The sequence below is a fragment of the Treponema sp. OMZ 805 genome, assembly GCF_050937395.1.
In the GTDB taxonomy this organism is placed as follows: Bacteria; Spirochaetota; Spirochaetia; order Treponematales; family Treponemataceae; genus Treponema.
In genome coordinates, this window is the sequence record NZ_JACCLP010000009.1 from 18717 (window position 1) to 43570 (window position 24854).

Below are 24854 nucleotides of genomic sequence, written 5' to 3' on the forward strand. Positions count from 1 at the left end.
ATGAAAAAGTCGCTTGCTTCCGTTTTTTGTCTTTTGTTATTCATTCTCTCTTCTCCCTACGCGCAGATCGCGAAAGAGCCGAAGGTTATTACCATCAATTCCGTGCGTGTAATGGAGATATTCAAAAAAGAGAATAAGGCGCAGTATCGCACCGAACCGGATAAAAACGATGAGGAAGCGGATATAAATAGCAGCGAAGATAAAACGGAACAAGAGAAAAAAAATGAAACGGCGGAGAAGACTTCTGTTGCAATAAAGACTGATGCTGCTGCAATAGGTACTGATCCGGCGACAGACGCTGTTCAACAAAACAAGGATGATTCACAGAATAACGTGCAGCAGGGAAACAGCGGTGAACTTCCCGCTGCGGAAAACACGGAGTCTTCGGCAGAACAAACCAATGACACGGAAAATCCATCCGGTACTCAAACTCAGGTAACAACCGAAGAGGCTCAAAAGGCTGTTGAAGAAAAAAAAGATAATATTATTGTGTTTACCGGCGGCGTTTCGCTTTCGGTAAAAGAAGGCTCCTCCGTTTCTACGATTGAGGCGGATAAGTTGGTGTATAACCGCTCTGAAAATACGATTGAGGCGGAAGGGAATGTCCGGTATAGCAGAAAGACCGGTGGTTCCGATGGCGCAGAAGAATTTATCGGCGAATTGCTGCTATTCAATATCGACGAGATGGAAGGTATATTCCTCGACGGTACGATTAAACAGGCACCTCGGAAACAAGGTCAAAACCCTTTTACTATTCAATCGACAACAGTCGGACGCGATTCGAGCGGTGCAACAGGATTTAAAGATGCCGTACTAAGTACAAATCCCGATCCGGACGAAGAACCGCTGTGGTCTATCCGTGCAAGCCGAATTTGGATGCTGCCGGGTAATGAACTGGCTTTTGCTAACGGTTATTTTTCTATTGGCATTGTACCGATATTGTATCTGCCGTTTTTTTATCATCCTGCCGATGAAATGCTTTTTCATCCCGTGTTCGGTTTTCGCAATAGGGAAGGGTACTTTGTACAAACGACAACGTATTTACTTGGACGGAAACCGTTCGATACCGATTCAAAGAAATCAGGTTCATTCTCCAATTTTATGAAAAGCGATCGACTGAAAAAACAAGAACGGATTGGTTTGTTTTTTAAGAATCTGGAAGAAGATGCACCCGATATCAGCCCTGCATATATTAAACTGATTGCAGATACCTATTCACAGCTCGGCGGTTTAATCGGCATAGACGGAAAGACAATTCCTAAAAACACACCGATTAGAGAACTTGATTTTTCACTTTTTTTGGGAATGTCTCGGACACTCTTTCCTCTGAAGAAAATCGGCAGTGACGGTATTTCACATACTACTTATGATACACATGGGAAAAGGCACTACAATAAAAGCTTTTTTCTGGGAAGACAGTTACCGTTTCGGTACAGAGCGCATATCAATTTTGGAATTTCTCAGGCGCCGTTTCAACTTTCGATAAATATGCCCTTTATTTCCGACCCTTATTTTAAGAAAGATTTTTTTGACCGATCGGAGGATATGAATTGGTTTAATTATCTTTTGAACAAAGAAAAATTAGCAAAAGGAACCGATATAGGATCGGAAAGTTCTTATTCATGGAAGCTTAACGGTTCTATCCGTCCGTCATTTAAGAAAATCAGCCCATGGATTTCTTCATTTAATCTGGATACCGCATCACTGACCGTTAACTTTTCTTCAAAAGAAACAAACCCGAGAGCTGTCGGTGAAGAAGCGTATGCGCCACAGCGGTTTTTCTTTTATCCGTCGCTTTTTAAGCCGGAAGGAAAAATTTCAATTTCAGGAACACTGTTATCCAATACTATGTTTAATAGAGCGCCGGCAAAAAAAATTCCTGATGTGGAAGGTATTGCTCATCCGTTTATAACACAGGATAAAACATCATCGGATACGTCGAAAAATGAAAATACCGATTCGACACAGGCAGAAAATCAAAAAAAAGACAAAATGGAATTTCTTGATACTTTTATTCCGGTATTTAAGCCGGTATACGGTAAGGAATTCGATCATAGTATTGAATATTCACTCAGTTATTCAGGCGATTTTTCTGCATTACAGGAAACAACCTTTGCTTCTTCTCAATGGAAGAATCCCGAAGACATAAAATGGAAGGACTATGAATCGCGATATTATCAATTGAAGGGGAGCGCCGGTTTAAGGGGGACGCTATCCTATTCTCAAAATCTTATTTCGCTCTCGAGTAACCTTATTGTTTCGGGAAATTATCAGCGGCATCCTTGGACACGGGATGTGAGTAAACAGCCTATTTTAGAACTCAATAACTTTAAAGCGAATGTATACACGTTGAAGAATGAAAACTCAGTAACCGTCAATCCTTTTGTGTATACCGATTTATTTAAACCCATATCGTTTAGTTGGAGTATCACGGAAATTTTAGCAAAAAATACATTTACCGGTACTTATAGTAATCCTCAATGGGAGACACAGAAGATAAAGTGGAATAAAGATTTTATCACTGCCCATACGGGATCGGCGGTATTCGGTGTTATGCTTGCGGAAAAGTATACGCAAAAAATTACTTTTTCTATAAACCTGCCGCCTCTTTTGCAAGCCTATAGCACTTCGCTCAATGTGTCATTTCCTTATGGAACCTTAGCTGCTTCGACAAAATTGTTTGAGAAAGAAAAAACGAAAAAAAAATGGTTCTGGGAGCCGTTTAAAATGGAACTGAATTGGACATTGCCTTATAATATAAAAACAGCACAGACATATATTTATAATATTGAAGATAAAAAGAATGAACGGCTGCATATCACCTTTGGATGGAAATATATTTCCGCCTTTTATACCCAAAGCACGGAAGTACCGCAAAAACTTTTACCGGGAAGCGGATGGGTATTGGACGGTACGGAAAAACGGTTTATTCCCTTTGCCTTTGGATTTTCATTTTCCAATGCTTCCAATCCCTTTACTATCTACGCATGGAAAAACCGTATCAAAATACAACTTGGATTGTCGTCAACCTTACAGTTTAATTTAGTCCGTATTACCGACAGCTATTTTACGTTTGCACCTAAGATTATTTTTAATATTCATGAATTTTGGGATCTTTCTTTCGGCTCATCAAGTAGAAATAATGTTATTGCGCGGTATTTTCAAAAAGCACTCAATTTGCCGGTTGTTATTCCCGGGAATACCAATATACTTACCGATTTGGCTCAATCATTTTATTTTTGGGATAGAGCAAAACGCGAAGCGTCGGGGTTTAAACTGCAATCGCTGGATATAGGCTTTACCCACTACCTCAAGGATTGGACATTAAAACTCAACTGTGAAATCAAACCTCAGTTAAAAAATAATGGCCCTCGTAAATATTATGAATTTAGTCCGACAATAACCTTTGCTGTAGCATGGAATCCCATCGGGGATATAAAAGTTGAAGCAAAAAAGAAAGAAGGAAAATTCTCCGTCGAGCGCGGCGAAATACAATAAGGTTGAGCGCTTTTTGCTTTTTCATTTACAAAGGAGTAACGGTTGCGGTACCTTTTTCTTTTTCCGTCATCATAAGGAACAGTCGCTCAAGCGAATCGTTTGTGCCGCGCTGTGCTTGCAGTTCAGGCAGTGATCCGCAAAACAGCATCTGTCCCTTGTTGATAATCGCGAGTTTATCGCATACCTTTTCGGCAATTTCCATGATATGCGTGGAAAAAAACACCGTCTTTCCCGAATCGGCGTAGCTCCGCATCAGGGTTTTCAGGCGGAACGCGGATTGAGGGTCAAGCCCGACGATGGGTTCATCCAAAATCCACAGTTCCGGCTGATGGATAAGGCTTGCCGCAATGAGCAGCTTTTGCTTCATACCGTGTGAAAAACTCGCGATGCGCGTATTCAGTACCGTATCGATTTCAAAAAGCGCAGTATATTCCGCAATCCGCTCTTGCCGCTCTTCGGTTGAAACACCGTACACGTCTGCGACAAAGTTGAGGTATTCAAGCGCCTTAAACTGCACAAATACTTCGGGATTGTCCGTTACATAGCCGATTTTCCGCTTTGCTTCCAGCGGATACTTCAGTATATCGGTACCTCCGATGAGAATATCCCCCGAATCGGGCGCAATGACACCGGTGATCATTTTGATAGTCGTCGTTTTTCCCGCTCCGTTCGGCCCCAAAAAGCCGAAAATCTCTCCGGTTTTCGCCTCGAAAGAGAGGTTATCAACCGCCTTTCCCGCCGACCGTCCATACGTTTTTGAAACATTTTGTATCGTAAGCATCTTGCCACCTTAGTTAATTGATAATTTGTAATGGGTAATGTGTAATTACTGTATACTGTGCTATCTATAAGGTGGGGGAAGTCTCCCCCTGAGCTCCGGCTCTTGCCGCCTTCTCTGTCGTATCGGAGCAAGGATTTTCGGTTCCCCTCAAATCTTGCTTCTTTTTGGTACAAGCGGCGGCAAGTATCCTCCGCTACCCCCTCTTTTAATAATTGGTAATGGGTAATTAAATTAAGAATTATGAATTAAGTGTTTCTACTTCCTGTACGGTTAATCCGGTTACTTTTGCGATATTTTCAATAGATAAACCTATCACAAGTAAATTGCGTGCTGTTTCAAGAGCTTTTTGTCGAGAACCTCTTGCTTCGCCTTCAGCAAGACCGATCGATTTACCTTCAGCAAGACCAAGCGATTTACCTTCAGCAAGACCAAGCGATTTACCTTCAGCAAGACCAAGCGATTTACCTTCAGCAAGACCGCGTTCAACCCCCGCACTGAATTGAGTTTCTGAAATGGTCGCTATATCGCTTTTCAGCTTCATTCTTGACTCATACAGCTTTCGTTCTGTCGGCGATAAAGTTAATACGTCTATTTTTTCATTCAGCATTTGTAATACCGGTGACATTGTTGCTATCATCGCTCGCTCCTTTCTATTAGTTGCTCCTATAAAACGCAGCCAGTTAATAAGCTGACCTCGTTTACCTTCCGTTTTCCCTTCTGCTTTCGCCCTTTTTGCTGCTTGTAAGTCCAAGAAATGTACCTCAAGCACATCCGTCAGTATGCTATGTGCTGTCTTTTCTTGTAACAGGTACTCTGAATGAATAGCGTCATTGAGCCTGAAACCGTCTGCAATAATATTGATTGCGATACATCTATGCAGTTTATCATACGATTCTCCGGCTTTAAAATCCGCCGTGTACATTTTTGCCCAGTAGAACATATTAGGGAGGCTTTTCTTTTTTTTCGATAAAAAGAAAAGTCCCCCTATAACCCCCAAAAGAAAAACGGCGACTTAGGGCTCTGCCCTAAGAACCCGCCTTGGTTCCCACGTGTGGTTCTAAAAAAGCTGAGCAATTAAGCTTTTTTGCGCAACTGAGTTTCAGTAGCGGCACGGATGCCGCTGGTTACAGCAGAAACGATGTTTCAGCTGTGCTGAAACTCGCTCTTTCCATCGTACACGGATGTACGATGGAAAGAAACGCATAATCGTTTGTGAGGGTTATCTGTAGTTCGTCTTCCATACCTGTAGAAAGTATAGGGTATCTGGATATAAAATGCAATGTGTGGAATGCAGGAGGAAATGCAAGACTGAGGGCAAAGTATAATGAAGTATAATTATGAAGAGGATGGTGCTGTGTACAACATTTTTAGGTAGTTATAATGCGGAATCCCTGACTAATTCCTTGTTTATTATGGATAACGATTAATGGGGCTGTCCAAAAAGTATGCAAGTATGGTAGAATCAGAGCATGAGTAGAGGCATCAGTAGTAAAATAACGTTTAAGATATATGATCAAAGTGAACAGTGGCTATTGCCCCCGAGCTTAGAAGAATTGGTGCCAGAGAATCATCTGGTAAGAGTAGTCAGCGCAACGGTGGATAAAATAGAACTTAAAGCTCTTTTCAAAGCCTACAGCACGGGAGGAGGAAACGTCAAAAATGTACATCCTTGTACATTTTTGACTGCGAGTTTTGCCTTACGTCAAAACATCACTTCTGTTTAATACCACCGCCATCCTTGGCGGTTCTGATTTGGGACCTCTGTATTTCACAGTAGTTCTGATGTCAATTACCCATTACCAATTAAAGGAATTATCCATTATCCATTGTTTACCTATCACCGATTGATTAGACTGGTGTTCTGCAAGGACTATTATTCTATTATCTACAAGATAGGATACGTCATTATAGAATGCCATATAAAGAACTTGCTCAAGCCTGATATTTTTTAACTTTCCTACAGCCGTAAGTTTTGTTCCATGCAAAGCATTATAGAGTGATAAAAAATTCTCTTTTGCAAATATGCGGGCATCTGCTGCGTCGCACGGCAAAAAAGTGTCCTCGACGTATACCCGATACGCCTGCGGTACTTTTTTGCCTAACTCCTTGCATCTGCTCCGCCTATTTGCAAAAGTGCTCATACTATATAACCGCCACGGATGGCGGGGGTTCCAGCATTACGATGTTTTGAGCTTTGCTCAAAACTCGAAGTCAACGACTGTACACGGATGTACAGTCGTTGACGGTCGACGAACACCGAGTCTTTGTATATGCGGTTGTGTTTTGCCATAGCCCCCCCCCCTTTTACTTTTTGTTTTCTCTTTATCGGTACACTGTTGAGCGGTGAGCGATTTCGATGACGGTGATAATCAGCTCGTCATCACGGATACGGCACAAAATGCGGTAATCGCTCACACGGTAGCGCCATAGGCCGGCAAGGTTTGAAGTAAGCGCTTTTCCGCGGGAACGCGGATTATCGAGAAGCTCGACTTGTTCAAGGTAGTCCAAAACACGCTTTGAGATTGCAGCATCCAGCTTTTTTAATTGCTTTTTGAATGTGTCCGTCAAAATGACTTTCATAATCCCAGCTCGCGCCGCACTTCGGCAATGGTATATGTCTTTTCCTCGCTTTTTTCAAAGTTGGTCCACGCTTTTTCGGCACGTGCCGCGTCTTCGGCGTCTTCCTGCAATTCAGCAAGGTAGCAGCTCAGGGCATTTTCCAAAACTGCGTCTTTAGTTGCTCCGCTCATTTGCGCCGCCTGTTCCAATTCCCGGTACGCTTTATGTGTCATAGTCATTGTAGGCATAGCAAACCTCCTCGTCCTTTATTATACCACAGTTACCGCTGTGTTTTAAGGGGAGAGTAAATACAAAAAAACCGCCCCCAAGCCAAGATTTTCCGGTTTGAAGACGGTCAGTCTGTTTTTTTAATGTCTAATTTCTAATGTGTAATCAATTTGTAATTTGTAATTTGTAATGTGTAATGGATAATGTGTAATTCATAATTACCCATTATCCATTACCCATTACCCATTAAATCAATTCCCCATTCTCTTAAATGTCTTTCGGGATTCCGTAGCGATTCGTTTTTTGCATCTTCCAGTGCTTTGCGTCTTTCGCATTGTCAAAGGCTTTTTTAAGGCTTTCGGGAGTGCTGAAGTTTTTGCAGTTGCCTTCGTCAACGCCTGCATCCTTAAGATAAAGTATAGCATATGCCCCGTCGCTTTCTTCCCATTTCGGTAAATCGTTAAAGAGCTTTATGAACGCATCGGCATTAAGCTTATTTCTGAAGCATTCCAGCTTTTTCAAAGCGGTGCAACCTTGCACGTCAAGGGCAGGAAGCTGATTGCTTGCACAGTTAAGCTCTTGCAAAGCGGTTAAGCCCTGCACGTCGAGGGCGGTAAGCTGATTACCTCCGCACTTAAGCTCTTGCAAAGCAGTGCAGCCCTGCACGTTAAGCTCAAGTATCTTATTGCTTCGACAGTAAAGCTCTTGCAAAGCGGTTAAGCCTTGCACGTCAAGCTCGGTAATCTTATTGTACTGGCAGTTAAGCTTTTGCAAGGCGATACAGCCTTGTACGTTGAGGGTTGCGAGCTGATTGTTGTCATTGCAGTCAAGCTCTTGCAAATCCTTTAAGCCTTGCACGTTAAGGGCGGTAAGCTGATTGCTGTTGCAGTAAAGCTCTTGCAATGCAGTTAAGCCTTGCACGTCAAGCTCGGCAATCTTATTGTGCCGACAGTTAAGCTCTTGCAAATCCTTTAAACCTTGCACGTCAAGGGCGGTAATATAATTGTACTGGCAGTTAAGCTTTTGCAAGGCGGTTAAGCCTGAGACGTCAAGGGCGATGAGCGGTCTATTACCGCCTACATTTTCATCACCGCTACAGTTAAGCTCGATGAGCTCTCCTATGAGGGCAATTTGTGTTCCCGCCACTTTTGCGGTCAGTGTGGTTTCCGCCTCGTTTGCAAGTTCGGTCTCGTTGCAGCCTTCCACAGTTATGGGCTTGCCGTCAGCCGTCTTTGCTTTCACTTTGACGGTGTTTTTGCCTGCCTCAAGGGTGAGTAGGGCTTTTTTTGGCTCAAAGCTTACGGTGACGGCGGCAGGCTTTGTTACAGTAAGCGTGTATTCCGTGTTTGTGCCTGCTTCGGCGATGGCTGTTCCGTCAAGCGTCCAACCCTTTACACGGTAACCAGCGGCCGGCGCCGCCGTAAAGGCTACGGTTTTGCCGTGCTCGACGGTTATGGGACTCGTTTCCGTTTCCGCTACGCCGTCCGCCGTTGCTTTGAGCGTGCCGCCGGTGCCGTCCACGCTGAAGGTTACGGGGTATTTGTTTATCTTCCACTGTGCCGTGTATTCCGTATTTATGGCGGGGAATGCTAAAGGGGAAGGCGGAGCGGGAGACCATCCTTTAAAAGCGTAACCCTCTCGTTCGGGAGCGGGTGCGGTCAAGGCTGTTCCGTATTTGCCTGTTTTTATGATATCGGCCGTATTGCCGCTGACATTGCCGCCTGCAAGTTTAAAGGTTACGTTCACCGTATTGCGCTCGTAATAGAGTTCTACGACGGTGCTGCTGTCAGCATTTATCGTACCTTCTGTCTGTACGGTGTTGTTTACTTTAGTAAGCGCAGACTTGTAGGTAAAGCCTGTGTAGTTTTTTGCCGTGTATGCGGCGTTGGCTCCTACCGTGCCGTTTTGATTTTCGCTTTCTGCCGGTTCTGCAGGATAGCCGCCTTCTATTTTTTCCTGATAGTGTTTTACTGTATACGAGGCTTTGCCGGGAGGGAGTTTTTCAAAGCTCACCTTTACGGTTACCGCTTTCTCGATCTTAAGCGGATAGGAGTCGGAGGTATTGCTCTCTACGGCTTTTCCATCGAGCGTCCAGCCCTTTACTTTGAAGTCCTTGTTAGGCGTTGCGGTAAAGGTTACGGTTTTATTCGCTTCTACTTCGTTACCGCTCTTTATTTCCGTTTCACCTATCTTTGCCGTAAGGGTGCCCCCCCCCCCCCGTCTACGTTAAAGGTTACCTTGTACTTGGACGTTGCCGTTTGCACCGTCGGCTGTTTACAAGCGGTAAAAGCCATCGCTGCAAGCGTAAAAAGTGCAGCTATGATGAGCGCCGCGGCTCCTCTCAAGGTGTGCGCCTTTGTGCCGGTTCTCAATTTTGTCATATAAACCTCCTGTCTTTTTAATGGGTAATTGGTGATGTGTAATTACAAATTACCCATTACGCATTATCAATTAACAATTATCCATTATGTATGATAGTATGTATGATAGAAAAAATCTTCTTAATAAAGCAATTTTAATGAAAAAAGAACTCTGGTTGCTTAAAAAGAACCATGGTTACAGTAAAAGATCGTAAGGGCGGACACAGACTGCTGCGGCTGCACCGGAATCGAACCGGATGGCCTGCAGTGTACTGCGGTATAAAGCTAAAAATAATAGGGAATCAATTTTTAATTGGTACTGTTTAATGTGTAATAGGTAATCGAATCGGGCGCAATGACACCGGTGATCATTTTGATGGTCGTCGTTTTTCCCACCCCGTTCGGCCCCAAAAAGCCGAAAATCTCCCCGCTTTTCGCCTCAAAAGAGAGGTTATCAACCGCTTTTCCCGCCGACCGTCCATACGTTTTTGAAACATTCCGTATCGTAAGCATATTTTTACCTTCCATTTGTGCAAAATTTTATCTAAAATTTTGCACAATTTTTTTCAGAAAAAGGGCAAACGCATCAGAGAAATAGACAAAACTGCAGAATAAATAGGCTGTGAGACCATTTGAGCCGTGGAACGGCGAAACTCTGGTCGAATAGCCTGTTTATTCTGCAGGGCTGTTAAAAAAACAGTCTGATGCGTTTGCCCTGAGTTTTTACAGGTTTTTATCCATTTTGAAGCTGAGCTTTGAGTAGTTGAACGATTCCAGCATCAGCTGCGCGATCAGGTCTTTGGTCTTTTTGATGACATAAGCGGCGGTCTTTTCGTTTTCCGCGGTGAGGAATTCGGTCAGTTTTTCTCCGGTCAGGGCTTTGCCTGCTTCGGTAACCTCATAGATTCGTTTAAACCCGTAGGTTTGCATCTCGTTCAGATAGGTGGTATTTGCGTCGCGGAATGCCGGATAGCGGTTTTCGGTGAGGAACCCGAGGATTTTAAACAGCCAATACGCATTATCGAGCGAAACGGTCGCCGTCTTTTTTTTGTAGATTTTCGGCGTGTCGTTGATGTTGGTAAAAAACGGCACATAGGGGGTAAAGGCGGTGGTGCCGAACGCGAGCCACTGAATAGCGGCTATGCCTTCCGGTACGCCGGGACGCAGCTGGAGGATATGGGATTCCGCCGTGCGGGAAAGGGAGATGCCTCTGAATCGTGTTTTTTCGTAGTCGGTTCCCGCTTTGCCGAGCGGATCGTAGACGGTTTCGTTGTAATGCGAACTTAAGATATACTGAACATCCTCTACCGAAATCAGCCTGCTCGCCTTTCTGATAAAGGGGATATCGTTGGATACGGGGCTTTGCTCTATTTCGGGGTTCAAGTATTTTTGTGCAAACCATGCGCGCGGCGTGTTGTACACACGGTCTTTCTCGGTTGAGGTACCGAAAATATGCCGGAAGTTAAAACCTTCGCGGTCGGGATTGAGATTATGCGCTTCGACAAATGCCTGAATGCCGTCCGCCCACATAAAATCACGCTCGTTTGAAAAATCGATGGTTTCGATACAGACCTGATTGGGCGCAACCGCATAGCAGTCATCGGGGATACGCTGCGCGACCCAGTAATGTCCGCACGGGATTTCCATATACCATGCTTCATCCGCATCGGCAAAAAGGATTCCATTGCCTTCCGCCGAACCGTACTGCGCAATGAGCTTACCTAAAAAGGCAACCCCTTCCCGCGCGGAATTGATAAACGGCGCTACGATGTTGTGGATGGCATCTTCTCCGATGCCGTCCGGCACGAGCGGATCAAACGCAAGTACGCGCGGGTTGCCGTATACGCTTTCGGTTGAGCTGACGGCAATATTCTTTTCGTTGATGCCTGCTTCTCCGTATTCTCCTTCATCGCCCTTCAACAGCTGAAATGCCTGAGGCGTAGAAGTACAGCGGAGCGCCTTCTCCGGCAGCGCAACGGTAACGCCGGTGTTCTTCGATGTATAAGTACGATTTTTTACCTCGCTTGCGGGCATCACGGTAAACAGCTTAACCGAAACCGCTTCGTGAAAGTCCTCGTTACGGGCAATCATCACCGAACCGTCAACTGAGGCCTTTTTACCTACCAGCACGGTGGTACACGCTTGATGATGTGTGTTGTTCATATAATCGAATCTCCTATAAAACCTTTTAGATTTAATGTGCGGGAAGTGCTTTTACTGCGCATCCCTAAGCGACTGACATGCATCGCAGAGTATACGCGTCAGGTATTCTTTATTCCGATAAAGCTCCGTCTCTCCCGAAGGACAACATACGGGTTGTAGTGCGGCAAGCAGTTTGCTAAGGGTATCGCGGCCGTATTCTTCATGGTTTTGGAGGCGGAGAATTTTCGGGTAATCGGTCGGCTCGGTGTACTCCGTTTCGGAAGTGAGCGGCTCTTCCAGCCGTTCTCCCGGACGTACCCCGATAATTTCTATCGGTATGTCCTTCTCAGGCTCGTAGCCCATGTACCGTATCAGTTGACGGGCGGTTTCCAGAATATTCACCGGTTCGCCCATATCCAGTAAGTATGACTGCCCGTTGATGCCCACTCCGCCCGTCTGTAGTACCAGCGAGCAGGCTTCGGGTATGGTCATAAAAAAGCGCATCATATCGGGGGAGGTTACCGTTACGGGGCCTCCTTTTTTTACCTGTTCGACAAAGAGCGGAAAAATCGAGCCGCGCGAACCGAGTACGTTTCCGAACCGGACAAACATATAGGCATAATCCGGACTGCCGTATTTTTCTTTGACGCGCGCGGCGGCATCAAGTACCATCTTCTCGTTGAGCATCTTCGAAACCCCGTAAATCGATACGGGATTAACCGCCTTATCCGTCGAGATAAGCACAAAGCGTTTAACACCGTTTTCGATACAGGCGTCGAGCAGGTTCTTGGTACCGAACACGTTGTTTTCGATGACGGCGACGGGGTTCGCTTCCATCAGCGGTACATGCTTGTAAGCCGCCGTATGGAAAACCGCATCGCAGCGGAGCTTCTCAATGATATACTGCATATAATCACGGTCTTTCAGCTCGCCTACGATGGGCACGATCGTCGCCTTGTCGCCGACCCCTTCTTCCTGTAAGAGGCGCAGCTCCTTATCGATTTGGTAGATTGAGTTTTCCCCATGCCCGAATAGGTAGAGCCGCTCGGCTCCGCCTGAAAGGAGCTGCCGTGCAAGCTCGCTGCCGATAGAGCCGCCTGCACCGGTTATCAATACCCGCTTTCCGCGCAGATAGGCGAGGCTGTTCTTTAGGCTGATTTTTATCGGTGTGCGTCCAAGCAGGTCTTGCGGGTTTATCTCCCGTGCTTGTACAAGGTGCGCATTGCCGTCCACAATCTGCGAAATGCCAGGCAGTAATTTGATGGTGGTAAATCCTGCCTCTTTTACAATCGCATAAATTTCACGCAGCCGCTCTGCCTTTATGCTTGGAATGGCAATCAGCAGTTCATCGCGCGCCTCCACTCTGATAAGGCGGGCAACATCTTGAATCGGCCCAAGTACCGGTATCCCTTCAATCTTACTGCCGATTTTCTGCGGATCATCATCAAGGAACGCTGCGACGCGGCCGAATACGCCCTTTCGTTTTATCTCATGGGCAATCATGGTGCCCGCCAGCCCCGCCCCGATAATATACACGGTCGGCTGTACTTTATTGTTTGGAGCAGTCATCTCTCCCCTCCATTTGAACCGGCCGCCGCCGGCTCTATCACATCAAAAGCTAAATCAATGGGAAAACTGTCGGTGTACATGTCGAGCAGTACCTTAGCCCGTTGCTTTCTTCTATCAACTTTGATAATTTTTCCTTCAAGCCCTTTCAGCGCCCCTTCTACAACACATATCCGTGCATTCGCGTCGAAGTACACTTTAGATGGAGCGGTGATTTCTCCGAACGAAAGAAAATGACGCAAAAGCGAGAGGTCGTTATCGGCAAGCGGCAGCGGATTTTGATTATTCGGTAAAAAATGATAAAAATTCGGCGTCTTACGGAGCCGCCAGCAAAGCGGAAGCGATAAGTCATCGATTTCTAAAAAGATATAGCCGGGAAATACCGGTGCATCAACTTTATGCCGTATACCTTTCTTTTTAATATACAGTACGCGGCGCGGAAAATAGGCTTCTATTTCATGGTTTTCTTCATTTAGTTTCCGTATTTTCTTTAACAGCTCCGGTTCCTTGCCCGTTTTTACCTGCACTGCGTAATAATCCATAGAGCTTTTAATGTAACATAAAAAGAAAAAAAACGCCACCGGCTGGCTCAAGGTAAACACATCAGATTGTATGAGGTGCGCTCTATAGCTATAAAAAAGAAAATACGGTATACTTACCGCACACTCATTTTTTTCTAGCTATGCGGGAGAGTATATGAAAATACGGACATCAGTTAATTTGTTTTTGGTAACGACGCTTATTATTGCTGTCTGCGGAGCACTCGCTTTTAGCGTTATGCAAGCAAGGGCATATATCGAAGGTAATTTTTACAAAAACGTACCGTTTATGTTGGATGCTTCGTCTTCCGAGCTACAGACAAATCTTGCGGTTGGCTTAGCGCTTTCACAAGATTTAGCGGAAGAGCCTTATTTGATAGATTGGTTTGAAGCGTATGAAAAAGATGAAAAAACCGGTGCTCATGTTATCGAAAAAATGCTGAAACTCAGTAAAGACGAGCAATTTTCTACCTGCTTTGCTGCCTCGAAATTAACGGGTGGTTACTATGTTGTTGATAATAATAAACAGATAAAAAAAGATGTGCTTACCGAAGCCGATGATTCATGGTTTTTTACCATGCTGAAAAATCCGCAAACGTTATTTTGTAGTGTCGATTACAATAGAACACTCAATGAAATAAATTTTTGGTTTGATATAAAAATATTTAATTCGGCAGGAGAAGCAATCGGATTCGCCGGTATGGCGGTTGATTTGCAAAAAGCCGTTGCTAAAATAAATAAATCGCTGCCGAGTCCGCAATCTTGGATCGGCGTTATCGATAATACCGATACAATATCGCTTTGTTCAAATGTTGACTTTACAAATAAAAAAATCAATACGGTAACAGGTACTCTTTCAGACTTAACGGGCTATAGCAATCTTCAATACTATGATGACGATTTGCTCGGTAGAGTTGTGGTTGTTAAAAAACAGCTTGCAAATTTGCCGTATTATACTATCATGGCAGTTCCTGTAAAAGATTTTATACCGCCTATTCTTTCGATTTTAGGATATTCTCTTTTATGGACAGCTGTTCTATTGATACTTATGATCATAATTAATCAGTTTATGCTCAGCTATTTATTCGGACGGTTTATTAAGCTCCATACTATTTTTGATAAAGTTGCGGAAGGTGATTTTACCGTTCAAGCTGCAGTGCATTCCGACGAACTCGGTTCTATCGCATTATCGATGAATAATGCAATAGAAAAAATCCGCGCTTCTTTTTCGGTCATAACCGATACGGCAAAAAACATGCAGTCGGTCAGCCAGACATTGTCTACGCGGATGCTGGATTCTGCTGCAGCGCTTAATCAGATAACAGGAAATATTGAAAACGTGAAAGATAGAGTAATGGTACAGCATACGGAGGTTAATGAAACTGCTGCAAAGATAGATGCTATTACTGAAACCATTTCAAATCTTGATTCTCGTATCGACAGTCAAGCTGAAAGTATTTCCGGTTCATCCCTTTCAATCGAAGAGATCATAAAAAACATTCAGACTTTACAGGAACGGGCTGAAAAGAATCTTCAATCGATTAAAACCCTTGAAAAAACAACGCACACCGGTAAAGAGACCGTTGCTATGGTTGTTGAGGTTACAAAAGTAGTAACGGAGCAATCCGAGGGGCTTCTCGATGCTATTACGGTTATTCAGAATACGGCAAGTCAAACAAACCTTCTCGCGATGAATGCGGCAATTGAGGCAGCTCATGCCGGAGAAGCTGGAAAAGGGTTTGCAGTTGTCGCCGATGAAATACGGAAATTGGCAGAGGAATCGGGAGCTCAAGGAACAAGTATTACAAAGGTCTTGGAAGAACTCAAACATAAAATCGAAAGCCTTAACGGTGCAGGACCGTTGGTAGCGGAGCAGTTTGAAAAAATCAGCGCTATGATGGACTTTATCTATCGGCAGGAAGACGGCATGATCCGTACTATGAAGGAGCAAATGCAGGGTGGTGAAGAAGTTTTGAATGTGATTAATGGAATGAATGCAATAACGGCAAAGGTCAAAGCGGATTCGGATGAGATTCTAACCGGAGCTGCCGATATTTCTTCCGGTATCAAAAAACTTGCCAACCTGTCGGAAATTATTACGCAAAGCATGACTGAAATGGCGACCGGAATAGCGGAAATCAACAATGCAATGCAAGAAGTAAATACTATCGCGATGAATAATCAGAAAAACGCAGCAAACGTTACCGGAGAAATCGAAAAGTTTAAGGTATAGGGCATCTCTGATAACGAGATAACGTATCCAAGTGCCCGTTTACCTAAAACGGGCGCTTGGACAATTTTGAACCGGTAGAGTAAGGAGCGTACATGGGAAGTTTCTTTGTAGCATTTAATGCAGTTATGCCGGTCGTTCTCTTAGTTGTTTTCGGCTATTTTCTCAAACAACAGGGGTATTTCAGCAAGACAACGATAGCTCAATTAAATAAGTTATGCTTTGACTTACTTTTGCCGCTCGTAACGTTTAATAATATCAGAAAGACAAATTTAAATGAAGTTTTCGATTTACGCTTTGTCCTGTATGCTGCCGGAAGTATTTTAGTTGCTATCTTTTTGCTTGTTGTCATTGTACCTCTTTTTGAAAAAGATAAAAAAAAGCAAGGCGTCATGATACAGGGGACATTTAGGAGCAATTTTGTGATGCTTGGGATTCCGCTTTCTTCCTATATAGCAGGAGAAAACAGCGCGGTACTGGCATCGATGCTTATTATGATTATTATCCCCATTTTTAATGCTGCAGCCGTTGTCCTGCTCTCAATTTACGGCGGATGCGCTGTCAACAAAAAGAAGTTGATAATAGATGTATTGAAAAACCACATGATAATTGCCTCAGTTTTAGGCATTATGATGTCCTTGCTGCACCCTCCTATTCCGCATTTTTTAGATAAGTCGCTGACGGATATAAGCAAAGTAGGCAGTGTGTTTCCCATTATCGTACTGGGTGCGATGCTCGATTTTTCAAAAGTTTCGGCAAATTTTAGAAATCTATTGATTACCGTTGTCGGCAAGCTCATCGGTATGCCGTTAATCTTTATTCCGTTGGCTATTTATCTTGGATTTCGCGCCAATGAAATTGTGGCGCTCATTGCTCTGTACGGTTCTCCTACAGCCGTCATTTCAGCAGTTATGGCTGAACAGCTTGGCTGCGATTATGAACTTGCCGCTCAAGTCGTTATTTTTTCAACGGTAATGTCGTGTATAACCATTTTCGGTATTGTTTTTGTACTGAGTTTTTTTAAAATAATATAAGACTATCCTCATCAGTTACCGCATGAACCACAGGTACTGCACGGACTGCCGGTGAGTGGTGAGCGCGTACCGAAGACCTGCCGTTCAAAGGCTTGTCCTGTCGGTGTCATTGCTAAACCTCCTTGAGCGGTTTCGCGGAGCGCTGCGGGGAGTCCGTCTCCGACCCGTTTAAGGGCTTCTACGGTTTCGTCAACGGGAATTGCGCTTTTAATCCCTGCAAGTGCCAGTTCCGCAGCGGTAAAAGCAAGTGTAACACCGGAGGCATTCCGTTTAATGCAGGGAATTTCCACCAAACCGGCGACGGGATCGCATACCAATCCTAAGATACACTTGAGCGCTATTGCCACGGCATGCGCTGCCATCTCCGGTGTACCGCCTAAGAGTTCCACAATACAAGCAGCCGCCATTGCGGAAGCGGTGCCGCACTCAGCTTGGCAGCCGCCTGAAGCCCCCGCAATCGATGCCTTATTTGCAACCACCATGCCGATAGCTCCGGCGGTAAACAGCGACAGTACTACTTCTTTCCGCGGGATACTGCGTACTTTTAACAAGGCGCCTAATGCCCCGGGTAAGATTCCACAAGAACCGGCTGTAGGAGTTGCAACAATTTTCCCCATCGCGGCGTTTATTTCGGATACTGCCATTGCCATCTGAATAGCATTTGACATAAGATCTCCGCAAAGGTGTTTACCTGCGTCGATTGTTTGTTTTAGCCGGTAGGCGACCCCGCCGGTCAAGCCGCTCGTAGATTTAACTCCCTGTTTACTGCCGTTTTCAATTGCTTCCAGCATAACAGTCAAGTTTTCTTCCATCCGCTTGATTAGTGCTGCTTCCGGCTGTTCAAGCTGTGCTGCTTGATCTTCTAATACAATCTCCCTGATAGGTTTATGCTGTGCTTCTGCTGTTTTATATAATTCGCTGATTGATTCATAACTAAGCATCGTTGTCTCCCTGCTCCGGGTAAACGCATCAGACTATTTTTGACGTCCCCTGCAGAATCAGTGAGGCTGTTCAACCAGAATTTCGCCGCTTCGCGTCTCAAATGGTTGCCCTGCCTCACTGATTCTGCGCCATTTTGTCTACACGTCTGATGTGTTTACCCTCCTTTTAAAATAAACTGCGAGAAATTTTTTCGAAATTTCTCGCAAAAGGAAAGCAACCGCGTCAGATAGTATTAGCGCGGTTGCCATGAATTCCTTTATCGGTTGCCGTTTTTTAGAACGGTCTGACAAAAATCACTTTAATAACGCCGGGTATTTTCTCGATAGCAGCCTGCAAGTTTTCTCCAAGGGAGCGCCCGTCAATCTGTAAAGTCATGATTGCGGTTCCGCCTTTTTTATCCCGTGCAAGGTTGAATTTGTAGACATTGAGTTTATATTGAGCCATCAATGCGGTTACGGCGGCGATCATTCCCGGTATGTCATTGTGCACGACGATAATCGTCGGGGATTGACCGGTGATTTTCACCTCTCTACCGTCTATTTTGGTGATGATAATGTTTCCGCCGCCGACGGATGCTCCCTGTACGCACACCGTTTTTCCAGCTGCATCGGTTAACGTAATTTCAGCCGTATTCGGATGAGCATCGGGAATTACCGTCGGCTCAAAGGTAATGGCAAGCCCTGTTTCTTTGGCAATTTGCAAGCTTCTTCTGATGCGTTCATCATCGGTTTGCATACCCATAATCCCGGCTGCAAGTGCACGGTCGGTTCCGTGTCCCTTGTATGTTTGTGCAAAGGAACCGTGCAGTCTGATATATGCCTTTACAGCAGGGGCGCCCAGCAGTAGTCTACTCATTAAACCGATTCGTACCGCCCCTGCTGTATGGGAACTGGATGGACCAATCATGATGGGACCAATTATATCAAATACATTCATCGCATCATCCTTCTTTTGTTTATTAAACCTGTTCGGAAACTTCCGTTTCGGGACAGGTTTATTATAACCGAGAATATATAATAAAAAAAGTCCTGATTCCGTTTGCGTTTGCGTTGCATATGATAGAACGGCGGAACAGGCAAAACGGTACCCTTTAAAAATCGATAAAGGTACGGTATAATGGAATAACTAAAAGTTTTTATAGGAGATGAGATAAAAAGCATCGTCTAAAATTGCGTCGATGCTTTTTATCGCAAGTTTGCGGTGCAAACTTGATTATTTATATGTGCGCGCATTCGCGCACAGCTAAAAACTTTTTCGGATGTTGATTCGCAGTCCGCTTAAGCGGACAAGTTAATGAATTTCTTTACAGAACAGAGCCGAAGGCTCTGAAACATCCTACAAAAGTTTTTATAGGAGAAGGTATGCGTAGATATTTTATTGCAGGTAACTGGAAAATGCACAAAACAAAGGGAGAAGCCGTAGATTTGGCAAAAGGTGTGGTGGAGGCTGTCAAAGGCGGAAAGCACAAATACATGATTGCTCCTTCCTTTACCGCCCTTGATGCTGTTTCTCAGGTAGTAAAGGGAACTAATGTTTTGCTTGGTGCGCAGAATATGAGTACCGATGAGCAAGGCGCTCATACCGGAGAAGTGTCAGTATTGCAGCTCAAGGATATCGGTGTACAGGTTGTTATTCTCGGCCATTCGGAACGGCGCCATATTTACGGGGAAACCGATACGATGATCAACAAAAAGGTACGGCTTGCATTGCAACACGGGCTTGAAGCGATCCTTTGCGTCGGCGAATTGCTGGAAGAACGCGAAGCGGGGCATGCAGAAGCTGTTTGTGCATCGCAAACCGAAAAAGGCTTGGAAGGCGTAACCGCACAAGAACTGGCACGGGTTACCATTGCGTATGAGCCGGTCTGGGCAATCGGCACCGGTAAGACGGCAACACCGGAGGATGCCGATGCAATTCATGCACATATCAGATCTGTCATTGCGAAGCTCTATGGAAAAGCCGCTGCCGATGCAATGGTAATTCAGTACGGAGGTTCAATGAAGGCTGAAAATGCAAAGGCCTTACTTGCTAAAGAGAATATCGACGGCGGCTTAATCGGCGGCGCTGCACTTAAAGCCGAAACTTTCGCCCCGATTGCCCTATGTGAATAACGCGGAACAAGGCAACCGTACCGCTACTATTTTCAAACGGTTGCTTTCTTTTTCATTCGAAATTTTGTTAAAAATTTCGAATGTTTTTTTAGAAGGGGGCAACCGCATCAGGTAGGATAGATAAAAATCGCGGAAAAATTGAGACTATGAGACCATTTGAACCATCTTCAACTGCCGTACATCCGTGTACAGCAGTTGAAGGCGAGTTTTGTGCGTGCACAAAACATCGCTGTACTGACAGGAAGTCAGTGGTTCCAAACAGTATCGAGTTTTTCATTAGGAAAACTCGAAGCTAAAAAATGTACAAGGATGTACATTTTTTAGCGATGCTATCCTTGGCAGTTCCGGTTGAAATGCCTCATTTATTCTGCGGGATTGTTAAAAAAATGCCTGATGCGGTTGCCCTGAACACTCGATATTGCCAAGAACGGTTTTTCCGTATATACTGAATTCGATTATTACTTTATAGGAGGATCTATAATGAACAAGAAAATACTTGCGCTGTGCGCATTTATGCTGCTTGCTGTTGTCCTGTCTGCACAGACTGTACAGCCTAAAAAGCAAAAAATTAAGGTTGAAGGGCGTGCCAATGCCTCTCTTTATCTAACTGAAATTTATAAAACCGATAACTGGGCGGAATACTATTGCGTATACGAAGAAGATAAGAACACGTTTAACGAAGATGAAGCTGAAAAGGTTATGTATGAATTCTTTTCAAATTACAAACGAGATAAAGGTTTTTCTTCCGTCGAAGTTGAGGATTTGAAAGGCGCTACCACCGGTAAGACAATGACAACGATGGAAAAACGTGTTATTTTCCGTCATGTAAACAAACGGTAAAGATACGAAAACCTCTAAAAACTTGAGTTTTTAGGGGTTACTGTTAATTTTATGTGCATTTAAAGTGCTTTTATAGTGTGATTAATGAACTTTTAAAACGCTGATTGATCCTCAAACGGGTTAATCGGCGTTTTCTTTGAAGCGTTGAATGTATAGAAGTGAGTATTTATGGAGGTAAAATAGAATGAAACCTACATTGTTGGTCTTAGCAGGAGGAATGGGAAGCCGTTACGGCGGCGTTAAGCAAATAGATGCGGTGGGGATGCATAATGAAACATTGCTGGATTATGCAATCTACGATGCGGTTCATAACGGTTTCGGAAAAGTAGTATTCGTTATTCGAAAAGATATTGAAGCCGATTTCCGCGAGCGTTTATTTGATAGAGTTGCCCGCAATTGCGATGCCGAATATCTGTTTCAATCTATTGATTCACTGCTTGACCCCAAAGAAATTCCGCAAACGGTGAACCGTAAAAAACCGTGGGGTACTATTCACGCCGTCCTTTGCGCGGAGAATTCCGTTAAAACACCCTTTGCCATTATCAATGCAGACGACTATTATGGACGCAAAGCCTATAAAACGATGGCAGGGCACCTGTCAACTTTAGACAATTATTCTCCGAATCATGCGATGGTCGGCTATATTTTGGAAAATACGATGAGCGAATCCGGTTCCGTCTCACGGGGAGTATGCAACGTTGAAAATGGAATGCTCGTTTCTATGAAAGAGCATACCAAGATTTCTTACGGTGAAGAGAACGGTAAACGGGTAATTCTCTCTCAGCTTGAAAACGGAGTAACCCACTTAACCGGTAAAGAAACCGTGTCTATGAATCTCTTCGGCTTTAGCCTTAAAGCGTTTGAAGGTTTTCACGTATTCTTTGAAGAGTTTATTAAAAAGAACATCGCAAGCGAAAAAGCCGAATGTTTGCTACCGGAAGGCGCCAGTATGCTGGTTACCAAAGGGCTCGGCACAATCAAATGTTATACCACCGATGAACGCTGGTTCGGTATGACCTATCCCGAAGACCGCGAAATTGTAAAAAAAGAAATAGCGCAAAAAATTAAAGAAAACTATTATCCTGAATTTTTGTGGAAATAATCGGTGACTCAGAGAAACCGATTTGGGCGTCTTTAAAATCGATTGTTAGCGGAGAGTTTAATACCCCGTCACGATACTTTGCGTCGGGGTGTTGATTGTATTATTGAACATTCTGCTTCATAAGCATCATCTGTTCCCGCTCGATTTGCTCCATCTCCGCCGCATATACGCTATTCAGTTCGCGGTATTCATCGGCAAGAGAACCGCTGATCAACCGCAATAAAGTCATACGATGTGATACTTGCTCATTCAAAAAGCTGTTAAATTCCTCCAGCTTGCTTTCCGTATCAATGGTGGCAAGATTTTCGCAGCCGGTAAGAAAGGTATGTGTCATATACAGGATACGGGCAACGGGTTCGGCAAATTGATAGCATTTGCGACGGTTTTTCCCCGCGGCCTTTTTCAGTGCATCTTCGGCTTCCACCATTTCACGGAAGAGTTTTACTGCTTTAGTATTTCCTGCTCGTTTAATGATGTCGCGCATTTCTTTCGTTTGTTCTTCGGGTTGGAGCGGTTTGATTCCGCCGGATTCCGTCTTTTCCGTCAGCAATGAGCTTGCGGGTTTTTGTGGCGCAATATAGTTTGAAAGTTTAACGAACGGAATAGCAAAGGCATCGGCAAACGTCCGAAGTTGTTTGATTTCTTTTTTTGATAATACAAAGGTAAAAATAACACCGATTATCATAACGGCAAAAGCGAGATGTACCGGATTGAATTGCAGCATAACTCCTCCATATCTTTTGTACCGCAGTTCCGTTGACTCGTCAATAGAAACCTGCTAGGCTGACGGTGTAAACGCATCAGGTACTTTTTTGAATACCCCCGCAGAATAAGAGATGTTATTCGACCAGAGTTGAACCTCTGCGCGGTTCAAATGGTCTCATAACCTCTTTATTCTGCGCTTTTCATCTAATCTGCCTGATGTGTTTGCCGTCTGCTAGAAAAAAATGTGGGAAGTTTTAAATCAATAAAACTTCGCACAGAGATGGCAATTCACGAGGGGATATATATAAAATGAAACAAAATAAAACAAATACCCGTGCGCGGGGCGGGGTGACGGTTATCTGTTTTCTTGTCATTCTTATTGGCCAGTTCTATCTGTTACGCAATGTAATTCATACAGAGTCTTTTTCTTTTCTTATGCTGCCTTGGAGTGCCGAACTTTTTTTTGCATTGGTTTTGATTGCAGCGATCATCTATTTGTTTATTCAGCCGATGGGATGGTATACCAAAAGACGGCTTGCTGCGGCGTTTATACTCCTTATCGCATATAGTGCGCTTACTATTTTCTACTATGAGGCGTTTAAAACCGCTTATCTTACCGGTGCTTCTTTTGAATATGCGAGCAGTGCAGGCGGACTTGTCGGACTTAAATTAGTGCTTGCAGTTATCGGTGTGACGGCAGGCATCCCCGTTGCGCAATCCATCGACGGCAGAGAATATGCAAAACGTCTCCGCGAAAAGGTGGAAAAAAACAATGCTCAACTGACAAAAGAAACCGCGAGCGGTGCCCAACAAGATTTAATCCGTACAATCAATAAATTAAGAGAGACAATGTCCCCGGAGGAATTGGCCGCTTTTTTACAGGAATTAAAGACTGCCGAATCGGAAACACAAACCCCGTTTGCAGAAAAATGGCGCGGATGGGGCGGGGGAGTGTAAGCAGATAGTTTTTCTACAGGTTGAACTACCCCGATGGCTAAAACCACCTCAATCCTTTGACAAAAGCTCCTTTTTCCGCTATCGTTCCTGCCAGCTATGAATACATTGACGATAAAAGAATGTACCGATATGACGATGAAAACTCCTGCGCAGCATTTTTTGCAGAGCCGCTTTTGGGCGGAATTTAAAAAGGAGCAAGGCTGGACATATCGGCAATATGAGGTACGTAGTGCAGGTACTCGTTCTTTTTTACTCACGGTTTTATTGCGGCAATTGAGTCCCTTCGGCTTTCTTGCCTATATTCCGATGGGGCCGTCGATCCTCATTACGAACGATTCACATCTTCCTGAAACGGCGCAACAGCGGGGTATTTTTCTTGCGAACCTTGCAGAAAAGCTTGTTCCTTTGCTGCCTTCTTACGTTTTTTTGATTCGCTTTGATCCGCCGTGGGAATGTTTGATTAAAAACGGAAAAGCACAGGCATTCTCTTCCCAAGACTTCCCGCTTATTCCCTGTACCGGCGGAAAAACACCATGCCGCCTCATTAAGGCGGTTTCCGATATTCAGCCCCCCGATACGGTGCAGCTCGATTTAGGGCAGCCGCTCGATGCCTTGCTCGCCGATTGTAAACCTAAATGGCGCTATAATATCCGGCTTGCTGAAAAAAAAGGCGTGCAGGTTCGCTGTTTTTCCGGAAGTCAAGCCGAAAATGTAGTACCGGTCTTTTATGAACTCTATCGTGAAACTGCTGCAAGGGACGGTATCGCCATTCATAGCGAAAACTATTACCGCTCACTTTGCCGACTTGCTCGCGATCCTGCATTCGACACCGAACGTATACTTATTTCAGTTTATATCGCTTACTTTGAAGAAAAACCGCTCGCCGCGATTATCACGCTTTTTTCTCCGAGCGGAGCAGTCTATCTGTACGGCGCTTCTTCAAATGAACACCGCAATCTTATGCCTGCATACCTGCTGCAATGGCAGGCAATTCAGGATGCTCAAAAGTACGGTTGTCTCTCCTATGATTTTTACGGGATACCCCCCACCGATGATCCAAAACACCCCATGTATGGACTGTATCGATTTAAAACAGGATTCGGCGGAACGATTATCCATCGGGTGGGAACTCTTGATATTCCGGTACGGGGCTTCCGCTATCGCCTCTACTCCTATGCGGAGCGGTTGCGCTCATTTTGGTTTAAAACCCTCAAAAAGAAGATTCGCGTTCACAGCCGAAAATCGTAGTGCTTGGAGGAA

21 protein-coding genes and 3 pseudogenes are annotated in these 24854 nt (G+C 44.4%); 9 read left to right on the forward strand and 15 right to left on the reverse strand.

The annotated features are described in order from the left end of the window. On the forward strand, positions 1-3498 hold the full coding sequence (locus HGH47_RS08120) for an LPS-assembly protein LptD (RefSeq protein ID WP_432911621.1): 3498 nt from the start codon (positions 1-3) through the stop codon (positions 3496-3498). Positions 3499-3523: 25 nt separating this feature from the next. Here the strand turns inward: HGH47_RS08120 and HGH47_RS08125 are convergent, their stop codons facing one another. Continuing rightward, a complete protein-coding gene (locus HGH47_RS08125) occupies positions 3524-4279 on the reverse strand; it encodes an ABC transporter ATP-binding protein (RefSeq protein WP_212564747.1) in 756 nt (251 codons plus the stop codon). A gap of 238 nt (positions 4280-4517) precedes the next feature. After that, the gene (locus tag HGH47_RS08130) at positions 4518-5219 is read right to left on the reverse strand and encodes an Rpn family recombination-promoting nuclease/putative transposase (protein ID WP_432911623.1); all 702 of its coding nucleotides are present in this window, start codon (positions 5217-5219) and stop codon (positions 4518-4520) included. Positions 5220-5748: 529 nt separating this feature from the next. Here HGH47_RS08130 and HGH47_RS08135 point away from each other — a divergent pair. Further along, the gene (locus tag HGH47_RS08135; protein ID WP_432911626.1) at positions 5749-6003 is read left to right on the forward strand and encodes a hypothetical protein; all 255 of its coding nucleotides are present in this window, start codon (positions 5749-5751) and stop codon (positions 6001-6003) included. Positions 6004-6129: 126 nt separating this feature from the next. On the opposite strand, the pseudogene HGH47_RS08140 reads toward HGH47_RS08135, so the two are convergent. From HGH47_RS08140 to loaP, 10 genes and pseudogenes are all read right to left on the reverse strand, one after another. After that, positions 6130-6330 (reverse strand): annotated as a pseudogene (locus HGH47_RS08140) (hypothetical protein); the annotation flags it as partial. A gap of 271 nt (positions 6331-6601) precedes the next feature. Then, positions 6602-6859, reverse strand: a complete 258-nt coding sequence (locus HGH47_RS08145) for a type II toxin-antitoxin system RelE family toxin (protein WP_212564749.1) — start codon at positions 6857-6859, stop codon at positions 6602-6604. Then, positions 6856-7086, reverse strand: a complete 231-nt coding sequence (locus HGH47_RS08150) for a hypothetical protein (protein ID WP_212564750.1) — start codon at positions 7084-7086, stop codon at positions 6856-6858. The genes HGH47_RS08145 and HGH47_RS08150 overlap by 4 nt, the downstream gene beginning before the upstream one ends. Before the next feature lie 247 nt (positions 7087-7333). Continuing rightward, positions 7334-9079: a leucine-rich repeat domain-containing protein gene (locus tag HGH47_RS08155; protein WP_432911629.1), complete on the reverse strand. Its 1746-nt coding sequence runs from the start codon at positions 9077-9079 to the stop codon at positions 7334-7336. A 45-nt stretch (positions 9080-9124) separates the two neighbouring features. Further along, positions 9125-9256, reverse strand: a pseudogene (locus HGH47_RS08160) (InlB B-repeat-containing protein); the annotation flags it as partial. Continuing rightward, complete coding sequence (locus HGH47_RS08165; RefSeq protein ID WP_432911632.1) at positions 9253-9447, reverse strand: hypothetical protein; 195 nt, start codon at positions 9445-9447, stop codon at positions 9253-9255. The gene HGH47_RS08165 and the pseudogene HGH47_RS08160, both read right to left, overlap by 4 nt. Before the next feature lie 321 nt (positions 9448-9768). Beyond that, positions 9769-9939: pseudogene (locus HGH47_RS08170) on the reverse strand (ATP-binding cassette domain-containing protein); the annotation flags it as partial. Between the two features lie 210 nt (positions 9940-10149). After that, on the reverse strand, positions 10150-11589 hold the full coding sequence (locus HGH47_RS08175) for a C69 family dipeptidase (protein WP_432911635.1): 1440 nt from the start codon (positions 11587-11589) through the stop codon (positions 10150-10152). 51 nt (positions 11590-11640) lie between these two features. Continuing rightward, positions 11641-13137, reverse strand: coding sequence for a polysaccharide biosynthesis protein (locus HGH47_RS08180; RefSeq protein WP_212564754.1), 1497 nt, complete (start codon positions 13135-13137; stop codon positions 11641-11643). Next, the gene (gene loaP / locus HGH47_RS08185) at positions 13134-13676 is read right to left on the reverse strand and encodes an antiterminator LoaP (protein WP_230974317.1); all 543 of its coding nucleotides are present in this window, start codon (positions 13674-13676) and stop codon (positions 13134-13136) included. Before loaP ends, HGH47_RS08180 begins: the two co-directional genes overlap by 4 nt. A 154-nt stretch (positions 13677-13830) precedes the next feature. Between loaP and HGH47_RS08190 the strand changes: the two genes are divergently transcribed. Together HGH47_RS08190 and HGH47_RS08195 are read left to right on the forward strand one after the other, a co-directional pair. Beyond that, on the forward strand, positions 13831-15906 hold the full coding sequence (locus tag HGH47_RS08190; RefSeq protein ID WP_212564756.1) for a methyl-accepting chemotaxis protein: 2076 nt from the start codon (positions 13831-13833) through the stop codon (positions 15904-15906). 92 nt (positions 15907-15998) lie between these two features. Then, on the forward strand, positions 15999-16937 hold the full coding sequence (locus tag HGH47_RS08195) for an AEC family transporter (protein ID WP_432911640.1): 939 nt from the start codon (positions 15999-16001) through the stop codon (positions 16935-16937). An 11-nt stretch (positions 16938-16948) separates the two neighbouring features. Here the strand turns inward: HGH47_RS08195 and sdaAA are convergent, their stop codons facing one another. Beyond that, entirely contained in the window at positions 16949-17878 is a 930-nt protein-coding gene (gene sdaAA, locus HGH47_RS08200) for an L-serine ammonia-lyase, iron-sulfur-dependent, subunit alpha (RefSeq protein ID WP_432911643.1), read from the reverse strand. A gap of 274 nt (positions 17879-18152) precedes the next feature. After that, positions 18153-18815, reverse strand: a complete 663-nt coding sequence (sdaAB, locus tag HGH47_RS08205; protein WP_212564758.1) for an L-serine ammonia-lyase, iron-sulfur-dependent subunit beta — start codon at positions 18813-18815, stop codon at positions 18153-18155. 425 nt (positions 18816-19240) lie between these two features. On the opposite strand from sdaAB, the gene tpiA reads away from it, so the two are divergent. The 3 genes from tpiA to HGH47_RS08220 all read left to right on the forward strand — a co-directional run bounded on the left by tpiA (position 19241) and on the right by HGH47_RS08220 (position 21932). After that, the gene (tpiA, locus tag HGH47_RS08210; RefSeq protein ID WP_212564759.1) at positions 19241-19990 is read left to right on the forward strand and encodes a triose-phosphate isomerase; all 750 of its coding nucleotides are present in this window, start codon (positions 19241-19243) and stop codon (positions 19988-19990) included. Between the two features lie 480 nt (positions 19991-20470). Next, positions 20471-20830, forward strand: a complete 360-nt coding sequence (locus HGH47_RS08215; RefSeq protein WP_212564760.1) for a hypothetical protein — start codon at positions 20471-20473, stop codon at positions 20828-20830. A 184-nt stretch (positions 20831-21014) separates the two neighbouring features. Continuing rightward, positions 21015-21932 (forward strand): NTP transferase domain-containing protein, encoded by a 918-nt coding sequence (locus tag HGH47_RS08220; RefSeq protein WP_212564761.1) that lies wholly within the window; start codon positions 21015-21017, stop codon positions 21930-21932. A 100-nt stretch (positions 21933-22032) separates the two neighbouring features. On the opposite strand, the gene HGH47_RS08225 is transcribed toward HGH47_RS08220, so the two are convergent. Further along, positions 22033-22656, reverse strand: coding sequence for a hypothetical protein (locus HGH47_RS08225; protein WP_212564762.1), 624 nt, complete (start codon positions 22654-22656; stop codon positions 22033-22035). Positions 22657-22946: 290 nt separating this feature from the next. On the opposite strand from HGH47_RS08225, the gene HGH47_RS08230 reads away from it, so the two are divergent. After that, entirely contained in the window at positions 22947-23594 is a 648-nt protein-coding gene (locus HGH47_RS08230) for a hypothetical protein (protein WP_432911649.1), read from the forward strand. Positions 23595-23690: 96 nt separating this feature from the next. After that, the gene (locus HGH47_RS08235; RefSeq protein ID WP_432911652.1) at positions 23691-24842 is read left to right on the forward strand and encodes a lipid II:glycine glycyltransferase FemX; all 1152 of its coding nucleotides are present in this window, start codon (positions 23691-23693) and stop codon (positions 24840-24842) included. Positions 24843-24854: the final 12 nt, after the last annotated feature.